The sequence below is a fragment of the Streptomyces sp. NBC_01198 genome, from assembly GCF_036010485.1.
In the GTDB taxonomy this organism is placed as follows: domain Bacteria; phylum Actinomycetota; class Actinomycetes; order Streptomycetales; family Streptomycetaceae; genus Actinacidiphila.
On sequence record NZ_CP108568.1, the window covers coordinates 4,093,251 to 4,107,227 of the forward strand.

At 71.3% G+C, this 13,977-nt stretch carries 12 protein-coding genes and 1 pseudogene; 8 read left to right on the forward strand and 5 right to left on the reverse strand.

From position 1 onward, the window contains the following. The first annotated feature begins 122 nt into the window (after positions 1–122). From OG702_RS18355 to OG702_RS18380, 6 genes are all read left to right on the forward strand, one after another. Entirely contained in the window at positions 123–1,640 is a 1,518-nt protein-coding gene (locus OG702_RS18355) for a cytochrome ubiquinol oxidase subunit I (RefSeq protein WP_327289971.1), read from the forward strand. Positions 1,641–1,658: 18 nt separating this feature from the next. Then, on the forward strand, positions 1,659–2,750 hold the full coding sequence (gene cydB / locus OG702_RS18360; RefSeq protein ID WP_327289972.1) for a cytochrome d ubiquinol oxidase subunit II: 1,092 nt from the start codon (positions 1,659–1,661) through the stop codon (positions 2,748–2,750). 34 nt (positions 2,751–2,784) lie between these two features. After that, entirely contained in the window at positions 2,785–6,303 is a 3,519-nt protein-coding gene (gene cydD / locus OG702_RS18365) for a thiol reductant ABC exporter subunit CydD (protein ID WP_327289973.1), read from the forward strand. A 146-nt stretch (positions 6,304–6,449) separates the two neighbouring features. Further along, positions 6,450–6,740, forward strand: coding sequence for a DUF3303 family protein (locus tag OG702_RS18370; protein WP_327289974.1), 291 nt, complete (start codon positions 6,450–6,452; stop codon positions 6,738–6,740). A gap of 188 nt (positions 6,741–6,928) precedes the next feature. Beyond that, on the forward strand, positions 6,929–7,405 hold the full coding sequence (locus OG702_RS18375) for a DUF6344 domain-containing protein (RefSeq protein ID WP_327289975.1): 477 nt from the start codon (positions 6,929–6,931) through the stop codon (positions 7,403–7,405). 374 nt (positions 7,406–7,779) lie between these two features. Then, positions 7,780–8,682, forward strand: coding sequence for an HAD family hydrolase (locus OG702_RS18380; protein WP_327289976.1), 903 nt, complete (start codon positions 7,780–7,782; stop codon positions 8,680–8,682). Positions 8,683–8,692: 10 nt separating this feature from the next. Here OG702_RS18380 and OG702_RS18385 read toward each other — a convergent pair whose 3' ends face one another. From OG702_RS18385 to OG702_RS18400, 4 genes are all read right to left on the reverse strand, one after another. After that, positions 8,693–9,475, reverse strand: coding sequence for a VOC family protein (locus OG702_RS18385; protein ID WP_327289977.1), 783 nt, complete (start codon positions 9,473–9,475; stop codon positions 8,693–8,695). A 191-nt stretch (positions 9,476–9,666) separates the two neighbouring features. Then, entirely contained in the window at positions 9,667–10,485 is an 819-nt protein-coding gene (locus tag OG702_RS18390; protein ID WP_327289978.1) for an NAD(P)H-binding protein, read from the reverse strand. 158 nt (positions 10,486–10,643) lie between these two features. Then, a complete protein-coding gene (locus OG702_RS18395) occupies positions 10,644–11,543 on the reverse strand; it encodes an LLM class flavin-dependent oxidoreductase (RefSeq protein ID WP_327289979.1) in 900 nt (299 codons plus the stop codon). A gap of 119 nt (positions 11,544–11,662) precedes the next feature. After that, entirely contained in the window at positions 11,663–12,655 is a 993-nt protein-coding gene (locus OG702_RS18400; RefSeq protein WP_327289980.1) for a hypothetical protein, read from the reverse strand. A gap of 285 nt (positions 12,656–12,940) precedes the next feature. Between OG702_RS18400 and OG702_RS18405 the strand changes: the two genes are divergently transcribed. Together OG702_RS18405 and OG702_RS18410 are read left to right on the forward strand one after the other, a co-directional pair. Further along, positions 12,941–13,222: a hypothetical protein gene (locus OG702_RS18405; protein WP_327289981.1), complete on the forward strand. Its 282-nt coding sequence runs from the start codon at positions 12,941–12,943 to the stop codon at positions 13,220–13,222. Beyond that, positions 13,219–13,611: a type II toxin-antitoxin system VapC family toxin gene (locus tag OG702_RS18410; RefSeq protein WP_327289982.1), complete on the forward strand. Its 393-nt coding sequence runs from the start codon at positions 13,219–13,221 to the stop codon at positions 13,609–13,611. The genes OG702_RS18405 and OG702_RS18410 overlap by 4 nt, the downstream gene beginning before the upstream one ends. Positions 13,612–13,659: 48 nt before the next feature. Here the strand turns inward: OG702_RS18410 and OG702_RS18415 are convergent. Continuing rightward, positions 13,660–13,902 (reverse strand): annotated as a pseudogene (locus tag OG702_RS18415) (LLM class flavin-dependent oxidoreductase); the annotation flags it as partial. Positions 13,903–13,977: the final 75 nt, after the last annotated feature.

The following is a 13,977-nucleotide window of genomic DNA, read 5'->3' on the forward strand; positions in this document are numbered from 1 at the left end:
AGCGCCTCTGAGCTGCGCATTCGCCCCCTGACCACCCCCCGGTGGCAGGGGGCGAACGCATGTGCGTGATACTGCTTGTGAATGAGTTCACGTTCACAAGCGCGACGCAAAGGAGACGTATCGTGCAACTCGCACTGGAGCCACTGAACGTCGCCAGGTGGCAGTTCGGCGTGACGACCGTCTACCACTTCCTCTTCGTCCCCCTGACGATCTCGCTCTCCGCGCTCACCGCGGGCCTGCAGACCGCCTGGGTGCGTACCTCCAAGGACAAATACCTCAGAGCCACCAAGTTCTGGGGCAAGCTGTTCCTGATCAACATCGCCATGGGTGTGGTCACGGGCATCGTCCAGGAGTTCCAGTTCGGCATGAACTGGTCGGACTACTCGCGCTTCGTGGGCGACATCTTCGGCGCGCCTCTCGCCTTCGAGGCACTGATCGCCTTCTTCTTCGAGTCGACCTTCGTCGGGCTGTGGATCTTCGGCTGGGACAAGCTGCCGAAGCGGATCCATCTGGCCTGTATATGGATGGTCTCGATCGGGACGATCCTGTCCGCGTACTTCATCCTGGCCGCCAACTCCTGGATGCAGCACCCGGTCGGCTACCGCTACAACCCGAAGACCAAGCGGGCCGAGCTCACCGACTTCTGGGCGGTGCTGACCCAGAACACCGCGCTCGCCCAGTTCTTCCACACCATGTCGGCGGCGTTCCTGACCGGCGCCGCCTTCATGATCGGGATCGCCGCCTACCATCTGGCCCGCAAGCAGCACATCGCCGTGATGCGCTCCTCGCTGCGGCTTGCCCTGGTGGTCGCGGTCGTCGCCGGAGCGCTGACCGCGATCAGCGGCGACACGCTCGGCAAGGTGATGTTCAAGCAGCAGCCGATGAAGATGGCGGCGGCCGAGGCGCTGTGGGACGGCCAGAAGGGCGCGCCCTTCTCGATCTTCGCCGTCGGCGATGTCAACAAGGGCCACAACGAGGTCGCCATCGACGTCCCCAACCTGCTGTCCTTCCTGGCCACCGACAACTTCACCTCCTATGTCGGCGGCATCAACGACGTCAACAAGGCCGAGCAGCAGAAGTTCGGCCCCGGCGACTACCGGCCGAACATCCCGGTCGCCTACTGGGGCTTCCGCTGGATGATCGGCTTCGGCGTGGTCTCGATCGGGGTCGGCGCGGCCGGGCTGTGGCTGACCCGGCGCCGGCTGTGGGTGGCGCCCGAGCACCGGACCGGCGAGGACGAGGTGCCGCGGCTGATGCTCACCAGAGCCACCCGCTTCGGCCCCGGACTGTCCCGCTGGTATTGGCGGCTGGCGCTGCTGACCATGGTCTTCCCGCTGATCGCCAACTCCTGGGGCTGGATCTTCACCGAGACCGGCCGCCAGCCCTGGGTGGTCTACGGCGTGCTGCGCACGCGCGACGCGGTCTCCCCCGGGGTGTCCATCGGGGAGGTGCTGACCTCGCTGATCGTCTTCACCGGCCTCTACGCCGTCCTCGCCGTCATCGAGGTCCGGCTGCTGCTGAAGTACGCCAAGGCGGGCCCGCCGGAACTGACCGACGCCGACCGGCGGCCCCCCACCCGTATCGGCGGTGACAGCGGCGGCGCGGACGCCGACGACCGCCCGATGGCCTTCTCGTACTGAGCGGCAGGAGGAGAGATCATGCATCTGCACGACGTCTGGTTCGTCCTGATCGCCGTTCTGTGGACCGGGTACTTCTTCCTGGAGGGCTTCGACTTCGGGATCGGCGTCCTGACCAAACTGCTGGCCCGCGACCGCACCGAGCGGCGCGTGCTGATCAACACCATCGGCCCGGTCTGGGACGGCAACGAGGTCTGGCTGCTCAGCGCGGGCGGCGCGACCTTCGCCGCCTTCCCCGACTGGTACGCCACCCTCTTCTCGGGCTTCTACCTGCCGTTGCTGGTGATCCTGGTCTGCCTGATCGTGCGCGGAGTCGCCTTCGAGTACCGCGCCAAGCGGGACGACGAGCGCTGGCAGCGCAACTGGGAGCACGCGATCTTCTGGACCTCGCTGCTGCCGGCCTTCCTGTGGGGCGTCGCCTTCGCCGACATGGTGCACGGCGTGAAGATCGACGCCCACAAGGAGTACGTGGGCGGGCTGTTCGACCTGCTGCACGGCTACGCCCTGCTGGGCGGTCTGGTGACGCTGGCGCTGTTCACCTTCCACGGTGCCGTCTTCGCCTCGCTCAAGACGGTCGGCCCGATCCGGGAACGGGCCAGGGCGTTCGCCACCAGGACCGGCGTGGTCGCCGCGGTGCTGGCGCTGGCCTTCCTGCTCTGGACCCAGGCGGACAGCGGCAACGGCCGCAGCCTGGTCGCGCTGATCGTCGCCGCCGTCGCCCTCGCCCTCGCGCTGGGTGCGAACGCCGCGGGACGGGAGGGCTGGTCGTTCGCCTTCTCCGGGATGACCATCGCCTCGACGGTCGCGCTGTTCTTCCTGAGCCTTTTCCCCGACGTGATGCCGTCCTCGCTCGACAGCGCCTGGAGTCTGACGGTCAGCAACGCCTCGGCGACGCCCTACACGCTGCGGATCATGACCTGGTGCGCGGCGGTCGCCACCCCGCTGGTGCTGCTCTACCAGGGGTGGACCTACTGGGTGTTCCGCAAGCGGATCGGCACGCAGCACATCGCGGCAGGCCAGCCGCCGGTCGGGCCGCCAATCGGACTGCCGGGTCAGCCGGTGGGCGGGGCGTCGGACACCGCAGCGGGGCAGCCCGCGGAAGGCGCGCACTGATGTTCCACGTGAAACACGTTCGCCGCGAAAGGGGATGTTCCACGTGAAACCCGTCGATCCGCGACTGCTGCGGTACGCGCGCACCACCCGGGTCTTCCTGGCGGGCACGGTGGCGCTCGGTCTGGCGGGGGCCGGGCTGATCGTCGCGCAGGCGACGCTGATCGCCGACCTGGTCGTCGGAGGCTTCCAGCACGGGGAGGGATCCGGCCGGCTGGGCGGCGACCTGCTGTGGCTGGCGGCCGTCTCGGTGGGCCGGGCCCTGGTGGCCTGGCTGACCGAGCTGTGCGCGCACCGGGCCGGTGCCGCGGTCACCTCGCAGCTGCGCAACCGGCTGCTGGTGCAGGCGACCGCACTCGGCCCCGGCTGGCTGACCGGCCGCCGCAGCGGCGAGCTGACCACGCTGGCGACCCGCGGCATCGACGCGCTGGACGACTACTTCGCCCGCTACCTGCCGCAGCTGGGCCTCGCCGCGGTGGTGCCCGCGGTCGTCCTGGCCCGCGTGCTGTTCGCCGACTGGATCTCGGCGCTCACCATCGTGCTCACCCTGCCGCTGATCCCGCTGTTCATGGTGCTGGTCGGCTGGGCGACCCGGGAGCGGATGGACCGGCAGTGGCAGCTGCTGGGCAGGCTGTCCGGGCACTTCCTCGATGTGGTCGCCGGCCTTCCGACGCTCAAGGTCTTCGGGCGGGCGAAGGCGCAGGCCGACAGCATCCGCGCCATCACCGGCGACTACCGCAAGGCCACGCTCAGGACGCTGCGGATCGCCTTCCTGTCGTCCTTCGTACTGGAGCTGCTGGCCACCATCTCGGTGGCCCTGGTGGCCGTGGACATCGGCATGCGGCTGGTGCACGGCGAACTGTCGCTGCGCACCGGGCTGCTGGTGCTGGTCCTGGCGCCGGAGGCGTATCTGCCGCTGCGGCAGGTGGGAGCGCAGTATCACGCCGCCGCCGAAGGGCTGGCCGCAGCCGAACAGGTCTTCGGGGTACTGGAGACCGAGCCCGCCGTCGTGCCCGGCAGCGCCCCCGCACCCGACCTGCGGACCGCCACCGTCCGGGTCGAGGGCCTCGCGGTACGCAGCGAGGGCGCGCTGGCGCCGACCTCCTTCACCCTCGCGCCCGGCGAGACGCTGGCCGTGACCGGCCCGAGCGGGATCGGCAAGACCACCCTGCTCAGCGCTCTGCTGGGCTTCGCCCCGGCGGCGCAGGGCCGCATCCTCGTCGACGGCGCCGACCTCGGCTCGATCGACCCCGCGTCCTGGCACCGCCAGATCGCCTGGGTGCCGCAGCACCCGCACCTCTTCGCGGGCACGATCGCGGACAACGTCCGGCTGTCCCGGCCGGACGCCGGTGACGCCGACCTGCACGCCGCGCTCGCCGCGGCCGGCGCCCTGGGCTTCACCGCTCCCGACGACGTCATCGGTGAGGACGGGGCCGGGCTGTCCGCCGGTCAGCGGCAGCGGATCGCGCTGGCCCGCGCCTTCCTCGCCGACCGGCCGCTGCTGCTGCTCGACGAGCCCACCGCCAACCTCGACGGCGACACCGAAGGGGCGCTCATCGCGACCCTGCGGGAGCTGAGCCGGGGCCGGACCACGATCCTGGTCGCCCATCGGCCGGCCCTGCTGTCGCTGGCCGACCGGGTGCTCGCACTGACCTCCGCCGCCGCCCCGCACTCCCCTGCGGAAGGCTCGCCCTCGTACGACGGCGTGCGGGGCGTCCCCGCGGTCGCCGTTCCGGCCGGGCCGCAGACGCCGACCGCCGACATCGCCGAGCGGCGAACGCGCCGGGCCGGGGTGCGGGGCCTGCTCGCCACGGGCCGGGTACGCGGCTTCCGCGGGCGGTTCGCCGCGGCCTGCGGGCTCGGAGCCCTGGCGCTGCTGTCCGCGGTCGGGCTGATGGGGACTTCCGGGTGGCTGATCAGCCGGGCCTCGCAGCAGCCACCGGTGCTTTATCTGATGGTGGCCGTCACCGCGACCCGGGCCTTCGGTATCGGGCGGGCCGTCTTCCGCTACGGCGAGCGGCTGGTCGCCCATGACGCGGTCTTCCGCGCCCTGGCCGGCGTCCGGGTCGCCGTCTACCGGCGGCTGGAAAGCCTGGCGCCGGCCGGCCTGCGCGAGCGGCAGCGCGGTGACCTGCTGTCGCGGCTGGTCGCGGACGTGGACGCGGTCCAGGACCACTATCTGCGCTGGCTGCAGCCCGCGCTCAGCGCCGGGCTGGTGGTGCTGGCCTCGGCGGCCTTCGCCGGGTGGCTGCTGCCCGCGGCGGGGATCGTCCTCGGGGCCGGGCTGCTGGTCGCCGGGGTCGCCGTGCCGCTGCTGGCCGCGGCCGTCGCCCGCCGTACCGAAGCGCGGCTCGCCCCGGCCCGCGGTGAGCTCTCCGCCAGGGTGCTCGCCCTGTTCACCGGCACCGCGGAGCTGACGGTGGCCGGTGCGCTTGACCGCCGGCGCGGCGAGGCCGCGGACGCCGACCGTACGCTCACCGCCGTCGCGGCCAGGTCCGCCGCGGTCACCGCGCTGGGAGCCGGGCTGACCACCCTGGTCGGCGGCCTGACGGTGACGGCCTGCGGATGGGTCGGGGTGCGGGCGGTGGCCGGCCACGACCTGCGGGGCGTGGCTCTCGCGGTGCTGCTGCTCGCCCCGCTCGCGGCCTTCGAGGCCGTCAACGGCCTGCCGCTCGCCGCGCAGCAGCGGCAGCGCAGCCGGTGGGCCGCGGAACGGGTGAACGACGTCCTCGACGCACCGCTGCCGGTGCGCGAGCCCGCGCGTCCGGCGGCGCTTCCCGCCTCGCCGTTCCCGCTGGTCGTCAGCGACCTGACCGCCCGCCACCCGGGCCGGAGCGCCGCCGCCCTCGACGGCGTTGACCTGACCCTCACCCAGGGTCGCCGGGTGGCGGTCGTCGGCCCGTCCGGCGCCGGCAAGACGACGCTGGCCCACGTGCTGCTGCGCTTCCTGGACGCCGAATCCGGCACCTACACCCTGGGTGGTCGGCCCGCCGGCGAGTGCGACGGCGACGACGTACGCCGGCTGGTCGGTCTGTGCGCGCAGGACGCCCACGTCTTCGACAGCAGCGTCCGGGAGAATCTGCGGCTCGCCCGGCCCGGCGCGGGCGACGACGACCTGCGGGCCGCACTGGCCGCCGCCCGGCTGGACCTCGACCTCGACACGGCGGTGGGCGAGCACGGCGCCCGGCTGTCCGGCGGGATGCGGCAGCGGCTCGCGCTCGCCCGCGCCCTGCTGGCCGGCTTCCCCGTACTGATCCTGGACGAGCCCGCCGAGCACCTGGACATCGCCACCGCCGACACTCTGACCGCCGACCTGCTGGCGGCCACCCGCGGCCGCGACCGTGCGACGCTGCTGATCACGCACCGCCTGGCCGGGCTCGCGGGGGACGTGGTGGACGAGATCGTCGTGCTCGACGGGGGCCGGGTCGTCCAGCGCGGCACCTACCGCGAACTGGCCGCGTCCGACGGCCCGTTCCGCCGCACCCTGGAGCGCGAGCAGCTCGCCGACGCCCTCGCACGGACCGGCGCCGCGGCGCCGGTGCCCGCCGCGGCCTGACCGCGGTCCGCCACCCGGCGGGCCGCGGCACCCGCTTGCGGCCGGGTGGGGGCGCGAGGAGGGTGGGAGGTGGAGCGCGACCGGGGTTCCCCGTGCGCGTGCAGGGCGCAGAGCGCCGGCCACGCGCTGCCGAGAGGATGACACCCATGCGGATGCTGCTCACTGCTCGAATGGACACCGAGACGGCGAACCAGTCGGTGACGGACGGCACGATGTCGAAGCTGATGCAGGAATTGGTCGAGGAACTGCGCCCGGAATCCGCCTACTTCACCACGGCGGAAGGCGAGAGGTGCTGCTACATGGTCGTCGACATGAAGGACAGCGCGCAGATGCCGCCGATGCTCGAACCGTTCTTCCACGCGGGCGGGAAGGTCGATCTGCGGCCGGTCATGACGATGGACGACCTGCAGACCGGGCTGGCCGCCCTCGGGCGCTGACCTGCTCGTATTTCCTGCTCGCGGGAGCTGCCCGGAGCCCTGCAAGGGGCGTCCCCGGGGCGGGATTGCGCCGGACGGGTGGCGTTGGTCTGAAAATCCGCGGACTCGGGGTGCGGTTCCGGACAATCCGTGCTCGTTTCCTCATCATCGGATTAGTCACTTCGACCGATAAGGAAACGAGAGAGGTCATGGCTGCTACCACTTCCCGTGTCACCGCGTTCTGGGGCGCTTTCCTGAACGTGCTCATCAAGTGCATCGCCGCGCTGGGCTTCGCGACCCCGGCCCGAATGAAGGCCGCCACGTCCCGGCAGGCCGCCGGCACGGCCACCGTACCGGCGCAGGCCGTCGCCACCCGGGCGATCGCGGCCGCCGCGCCGGTGGGCGGGTCCGCCGCGCCACCGATGCCGGCCGGGCGGGTGCTGCTGCCCGCGCCCCGGTCCTCCGAGCGCGGGCGTTCGCTGCCGCCGACGATGAAGCAGCGGATCAGGGCCGAGGCACACGGCTCCTCGCCCAGCTCGCGCAGCATCGCCGTATCGGCGGAGCGGCTCAGCGACGCCGCGGCCGCGACTGCCGCAGCCGTCGGCGCCGTCGACGAGAGCGCCCTGGACGGCAAGGCCGCCGCCGACCGCGCCACCCGCCGCCGCGACCGCGCGCTGTGCGGCTGACGGCGGACGTGCTTTCCGCGCCCGCACGGAGCTCGTACGGACCGGCGCACCGCTCGTACGGGTCAGCTCACCTGCCGTACGGATCAGCTCACCTGCCGTACGGACCGGCTCACCGCTCTCGTACGGACCACCGCATCACCAGGTCGGCGGACGCCACCGCGTCAGCGCGACGCCCTTGGGCGGCGACGACGACCGTCCCGGAACGTGACCCGGATCACCCCCGCGTCACCCGGAGCAGCACCCGGAACGCCACGCAGATCGCCACCCAGACCGTCCCACTGAACGCCTTCCCGAGGTCCTGACACCCGCATCGCCCGGCTCGGCTGAGCACGTATCCGCACTTTTGTGCGGACAAGCGCGGCGGATACGGGAGGATGGGAGATGTGACCTCAGCCATCGGTGCCCCCGGCGGGCCGTCCAGTTCGCCCGACGAGCACCCCCAGACTCATGATCACGACGACTTCGCCGTCACCTCGCCACGGCTGATCGCCACCGACCTGGACGGAACGTTGCTGCGCAACGACCGGACCGTGTCGCCGCGGACGATCGCCGCGCTGGCCGCCGCAGAAGCGGCCGGTATCGAGGTCTTCTTCGTCACCGGACGCCCCGCCCGGTGGATGGGCGTGGTCGCCGAACACCTCGCAGGACACGGAATGGCGATCCTCGCCAACGGTGCCGCGGTCTACGACCTGCGTGCGCACCGGCTGATCGAGGCCTTTCCGCTGCCCGAGGACGACGCGCTCGCGGTCGCGCACGCCCTGCGTGCCGCGCTGCCCGGCACGCGTTTCGCGGTCGAGCGCGCCGGCAGCTTCCGGCGCGAGCCCGACTACGGCGCCATCGAGCCCGACGTCGCGCGGCACGCGGCCATCGACGTGCTGCTCTCCGAGGACCGTGCGCAGCCGCTGCTGAAACTGCTGGCCAAGCATCCGTCGATCGACCCCGACGACTTCCTGGCGACGGCCCTCTCGATCGCCGGCGGACGCGTCGAGATCACCCGGTCGAGTGACTACGCCCTGCTCGAGGTCAGCGGCGCGGGCGTCAGCAAGGCCACCACGCTGGCGCGGTGCTGCGCCGAGCGCGGGGTGACGGCGGCCGAGGTGGTCGCTTTCGGCGACATGCCCAACGACCTGGCGATGCTCGGCTGGGCCGGTACGTCCTACGCCGTCGCCAACGCGCACCCCGACGTCCTGGCCGCCACCACCCGCCGGACGGTGGCGAACGAGGACGACGGGGTGGCGCGGGTGATCGAGCGGATCGTCGCGGCCCGCCACAACTGAGCGCCTGCGCTCAGCTCTTCTCCTCGGCGACGACCGCGAAGACCCCGCCCTGCGGGTCCTGGACCACGGCCAGCCGGCCGACCTTGTCCATGTCGAACGGCGGCGCGATCACCGTCCCGTTCCGGCGCACCAGCGCGTCGACGACGCTGTCGGTGTCGTCCACCGCGAAGTTGACAAGCCAGTGCGGCGGGGTGCCCTCGGGCAGGTTCTCCATGCCCATGACGCCGCCGATGCTGCGCCCGTTGACCTGGAAGCCCTCGAATTCCGGCATCTCCGGCATCGGGCCCGCGGTCAGGCCGAGAACGGCGGAGTAGAACGCCCCGGCGCCGGCGGGGTCGGGGCTGTGCAGCTGGCTCCAGACCAGGGCCCCGTGCTCGTTGACGATCCCGGCGCCCTTGAACTCGCGCGCCTGCCAGGCACCGAAGACCGCGCCGAACGGGTCGGCGGCGACGAACATCCGCCCCAGCTCCATGACGTCGGAGGTCGGCATGATCACCGTGCCGCCGTTGGCCTTGACCGCCGCCTCGGTGGCGTCGGCGTCGTCCACCGCGAAGTACGTGGTCCACGCGACCGGCGGGACCGGCTGGTCGCCCATCGCCATGGCCTTCATCAGGCCGGCGACCGGCTGGCCCTTCTGCGTACAGACCGAGTAGCCGCCGTACTCCTCGGGTCCGACCTCGCCCTGCCAGCCGAAGAGGTCACGGTAGAAGTCCAGCCCTGCTTGCTGGTCGGGCACCATGAGGTCGATCCAGCACGGTGTGCCGGGTGCGTAGGGGCCGGTGACTTCGGACATCTGGCGCCTCCATGAGTGGTTCCGGGGTGCCACGGGGGCCCCGGTGCGGAATGTGCCGCCACCCCGGCCGGACGACCGGGTGGCCATGTTCCCGATAGACCACCCTCCCCGCCGCCCGGCTCTCCCGCTACCCGAACACGCGATCCCCGCACACTCGTCACCCGCCCGTGGCAGGGTGGCCGCCGGACCCCTTACGCGAAAGCGGCGCTGTGCCCGGCCGCCCAGTCCGCGAAGGTCCCCGCGGGGCGGCCCAGTACGCGCTCGACGTCCGAGGCCACCGCCTGCTCGGCGGGCAGCGGCTCGCCCAGGATGCCGAGGGTGGCGTCGACCACCGGCTCCGGCATGAAGCCCAGCATCTGCTCCCTGGCCTCGGCCCTGCTCTGCTCCACGAAGTCCACCGGCTCGCCGATGGCCGTACCGATCGCCGCCGCCCGCTCGCGCGGCGAGAGGGCGGCGGGCCCGGTGAGCTCGTACGTACGCCCGGCGTGCTCCTCCCCGCGCAGCACGGTGGCTGCGACCTGCGCGACGTCGGCGGGGTCGACCGCGGGCAGCGCCACGTCGCCGAAGGGGGCGAAGACCGTCCGCCGGGTGCGTACCGTCTCGGCCCAGGCGAAGGCGTTGGAGGCGAAACCACCCGGTCGCAGCACGGTCCAGTCCAGACCGGAGTCCCGTACCGCCCCTTCGAAGCCGGCCGCGTGCGCGTACGCCTGCGGCCGCGTACCGGCGCCCTGTGAGGAGAGCAGCACCACCCGGCGCACCCCGCCGGACTTCGCCGCGTCCAGCACGGCGTGCGGGTCGTCGCCCGCGACCAGCAGGAAGAGCGCGTCGGCGCCGTCGAAGGCGGGCCGCAGGCTGTCCGGCGCCGCCAGGTCCCCCCGCCGGTGGGCGACGCCGGCGGCTGCCGCCTCCGCCCCACGCCGTGACACCGCGACCACCTCTTCGCCCGCCGCGGCGAGCGCGCCGACGATCTGCCGTCCGACGTTTCCGGTCGCTCCGGTCACCACGATCATGATCACTCCCAGGTCCGATGTCCCGTTGACCCGATGAAGCTAACAGCGTGGTGATAGTAGGTACCTAGAGGATAGTAATGGGATTCCGCGCCTACGGTGTCGGCTCGTTGAGTGCGTGCTGAGCCGCTCAGGCCCAGGCCGCCGGGGTGCCCGGCGGCTCAGCCGCCCAGTTGCGCCAGGCCCTCGGTCGCGATGCGCTCGAAGACCTTCGGGTCGGTGGCGAAGTCCGAGTCCGGGATCGGGTGGTGCAGCACGATCTCGGTGATGCCCAGCTCGGCGTGCCGCCCGGCGAAGTCCACGAAGGCGTCGACCGATTCCAGCGGGCCGTTCCGCTCGGGCGTGAAACCGGTGAGCAGGATGCGCTCCAGCTCGCCCGTGTCCCGCCCTGCGGCCGCACACGCCGCGCCCAGCCGCTCGATCTGCCCGCCGATCGCCGCCCGCGACTGCGCCGGCGTCCCGCTCTCGAACAGCGCCGGGTCCCCGGTGGTCACCCAGGCCTGCCCGAAGCGCGCCGCGAGGGCGAGCCCGCGCGGCCCGGTCGCCGCCACGGCGAAGGGCAGCCTCGGCCGCTGCACGCACCCGGGGATGTTCCGCGCCTCCTCGGCCGCGTAGTACGTGCCGCGCTCGCTGACCGCGCCCTGCGTCAGCAACCGGTCGAGCAGCGCGACGAACTCCGCGAACCGCTCCGCCCGCTCGCGCGGCGTCCACGCCTCCTGCCCGAGCACGGTGGCGTCGAACCCGGTGCCGCCCGCCCCGATGCCCAGCACGACCCGCCCGCCGGAGATGTCGTCGAGCGACATGAGGTCCTTGGCGAGCGTGACCGGATGCCGGAAGTTCGGCGACGTCACCAGTGTCCCGAGCCTGATCCGCCCGGTCGCGGCCGCCGCCGCCGTGAGGGTCGGCACCGCCCCGAACCACGGCTCGTCCCTGAAGGTCCGCCACGACAGGTGGTCGTAGGTGTACGCGGCGTGAAACCCGAGAGCCTCGGCCCGCTGCCACACCTCCCGTCCCTGCTCGTGCCAGCGGTAGATCGGCAGGATCACGGTGCTCAGTCGCATGGGCCGAGCCTAACCGGGAACGACGCGAGCCCCTTCGGACGTAGGTCACCGCTCACGCAGGGGGCGTTCGCTCGCTGGCGCCAGTGGCCAACCGACCACTGGCGCACACGCGCCGCTACTCAGTCGTCCCGGCCCCGAGTGACCACGAATTCCGTTCCATCGAGCGTCGCACCGATCTGCGTTTCGGCCCACTTGGCGAGGAGGGCCGGCCGCTGCTCCACCTCGTCCAGAAGGCGGGTGAGTCTGTCAGCACCTGGCGAGGCTGGAAGTTCGCAGCGAACGGCTGCGATGCCCGTCGCGCTGCTCCACTCCTCTTCATCGGGGTCATCAGGTTCCCAGCGGCAGATATCGATCTCCCACGCCTCGGTGTCCCGCTTGCCGAGGTTCGGCGCCTGGATCGAGAGGGAGTAGCCGTCCGAGTCGTATGGCTCCGGGAAGATACTGAGGGGTGCGTAGTCCAGCGTGGCCTGCTCGCTGGAGCGTCGAGCATGCGCAGTAGCGAGCTCGCGCAGGTTTTTGACCGCCTGCGTGCGCTCTTGGGAGGAGATACCGTCTTCCAGGCGGTCCAGTTGCTCCCGGACCTCGATGCCCAGCATCTCCATCCCGCCGTCGTACGCCACGAATGGGCGGCCGAAATCCCAGTCCCGCCGGTTCTCCGTCTCCGGCGCAGGGACGCCCTCCGAGTATTCCGCCAGCGCGTCGCGCAGTTCGCGCGCCTCCGTCTCCAGTTCCGCATTGACCGCAGTGAGGACGGGCGGGGGCACCACGGACATGGCATCGTCGAGATCGCTCAGCGCCCGGTGAAGCTCTAGGCAGACGTACTCGTACCACAGGCTGTGCGTACCTCTCAGGAGGTCAGCACGCGCATCCCGATCTGTCAGCGCAATCAGGTGCCTTCTCGGATAACTGTTGACGCGGCGCTCACGGCGATCGAAAACACTCAACGGGACGGTGGTGAGGGCGGAGATCCGGTTGAGCGCGTAGACAATCGGCGCTGCGAGCGCAGGAGTACTCAGGCTCGTCACGGTGGACGATGCAACACCGCCCGGTCCGTCATAGGTCGCCAGAATCTGCGACTTTCCGCGGTTGGCATGCTGAGAGTAAATGGTCATTCGGCACCTCTCGACCACTGCGCTGATGACAGCTCACTGGTCACGCTGTGGTTGCGGTGGCGAGAGTGTGTTCCGACGCTCCGTGCCTTGAAGTAATCAGCGGTTGTCCAGGCGCTGTCCCGGACTCCTTGCCTAGGCAACGGTAGCGCGCACCGCAATCAGGTGGAGGCGACTCTGAGAGTTCGTACGAGGATGCTCACGACACCGGTGAGGACCCGACGCACACCTCGCGGGTAGCCTGGCCTTCAAGCAAGTGTTCACACATCATGTACTACACTGGATGTCATGGATACTCCCCGCTCCGGCAAAACCCGGGTCACCAGCGTCTCACTGCGTGCGGAGACCCTGGAGGCGATTCGCTCGCGCGCGGGCAAACAGGGTGTGTCCTCGTACATCGAGGAAGCTGTCCAGCGTCAGCTCCAGCGTGAGGCTGTGGACGAGTACATCGCGGAGTACGAGGCTGAGCATGGTCCCATCGACCAGGCCGAGGTGGCGGCGCGGGCGGAGAGAATCAGGGCCCACCACGCGGCTCACCGTGGCGAGGCCACGCCGGCGGACGCTGCGTGAGCGGCACCCTCGTTCTGGACAGCGAGGCCCTGTCCAAGCTGGCGAGGCGGCACAGCGACATGACGGTCTGGCTGGACGTGGCTCGCAGCCTCGACCTGCTGATCGTGACCAGTGCGGCAACCCTGGTCGAGGCGCGCGATCCCAAGGTCGTACAAGCGGTGTTCGACTTCGCGGTCTCCCTCACAAAGGTGCGACCGATCACGGAAGAGACCGCCCGCGCGGCGAGCAAGCTTCTGGCCGCCGAGGGACTTCATGGTCACAAGTACGCCATCGACGCGATGCTGGCTGCCACCGCGCACGCGGAACACGGCGATGTGACCATCGTGACCAGTGACGTGGATGACCTGCGCCGACTGTGCCATCCGCGAATCGCGATCGAGCCGATCTGAGGTCTTCGGACAGGCGACGGCTCCTGCTGCGATTCCCGCAAGTCAGCCCGTGATACATGAACGAGGCTTGACCGAGGTCACCAGCGTGCCGAGCCGGATCCGCTCCGTGACGGCGGCGGCCGCCGTCAGCGTCGGCACCGCCCCGAACCACGGCTCGTCCCTGAAGGTCCGCCACGACAGGTGGTCGTAGGTGTACGCGGCGTGGAAGCCCAACTCCTCGGCGCGCCGCCACACCTCCCGGCCCTGCTCGTGCCAGCGGTAGATCGGCAGGATCACGGTGCTCAGAAGCATGGGGACGACGATAAGGCCCGCGCGGTCTCCGTCGTCAGCATCAGACCGTCCGGGAACGGTATCCGCCACGAGAGG